Here is a 931-nt window from a genome sequence, read left to right as displayed (position 1 = left end):
TGAGAACATGGCTCTTTTGATTCGTGGAAAGACAATCTGCCCCTTGTGCGACAATCCGATTGCTGAGAGCGACGAGGTGTATGCCACTCCAGCGTTTTTGAAACCGACGCATCGTCTTGCATCGTACAGTGACGCTGCGTTTCACTCGCACTGCTTCGCTGCAACTGCTGATCGACAGGAGGTCGAGCGACTGCTAGAACGCTATAAGTCGGTCATGGCAAGTGCACCAGAGTCGTTGGAAGAATATGAAGTTTGGATTCAGGACGCATTGCGCGAATTTGAGTAGCGACGCTGCATTCTCCGGCGTTCACGATCAGCTATCCAAACCCTCTCCCAATCTCGACGCCGAAGTGAATGTCGGTCAGCCTCGACAGTCCCCGCCAGATCACCGTGTTGCCAGGCGGGCCATCGCTCTTACGGGCCAGGTAGCCACCCAGTTTAGCGACGACGATCAGATAGTGTGCGATGTTCTTCGGAGGCGGTTGCTCCGAATCTCCGGAGATGTGATTCAGGATCGCAATTTCCGTTTCCGTGAACACCGAATCGGCTGATGTCTTCGGATTGGTGCGATTGATCATCGTTAACCAGAACACCCGCCAGGCGATGATGCAGAACACGGCGATCAGGTTGGTGAGCCGCTCGGCGGTGCGGAGCTTGGCGTCCTCGGCACGGCAGCCCGATTTCAGAATCTTGTGAAAAGTTTCAATCTTCCACCGCTGGGAGTACCACTCCACCTTTTCGATGGCCGACTCCAGGCCTTCTACTGGCAGATCGGTGAGTAGTTTCCAGCAGATCGGCTTACGACCCTCCGGCTTGCCTCGCTCCCACGCATGAATCACGGTCAGCGACAGCGGCGGATACTTTTTGTGTTTGCCGATCGGCGGATGCACGGTGATCTGGCTGTACCGCAGTTGCAGGGTGACCTCGATAG

Annotated in this window: 2 protein-coding genes; one reads left to right on the top strand and one right to left on the bottom strand. The window is 55.6% G+C overall.

Features of this window, described 5'->3' with window-relative positions; translation table 11 throughout:
- Positions 1 to 286 (top strand): hypothetical protein (locus NG895_RS13600; protein WP_252853053.1); only part of this gene is annotated, 286 nt, incomplete at its 5' end.
- Positions 287 to 317: 31 nt separating this feature from the next.
- Here NG895_RS13600 and NG895_RS13595 read toward each other — a convergent pair.
- The coding region (locus tag NG895_RS13595) for an IS4 family transposase (protein WP_252853052.1) at positions 318 to 931 on the bottom strand (614 nt) is incomplete at its 5' end.

It is taken from the genome of Aeoliella straminimaris (assembly GCF_024054565.1).
Taxonomy (GTDB): domain Bacteria; phylum Planctomycetota; class Planctomycetia; order Pirellulales; family Lacipirellulaceae; genus Aeoliella; species Aeoliella straminimaris.
This window is presented reverse-complemented; position numbering and strand designations above follow the sequence as displayed.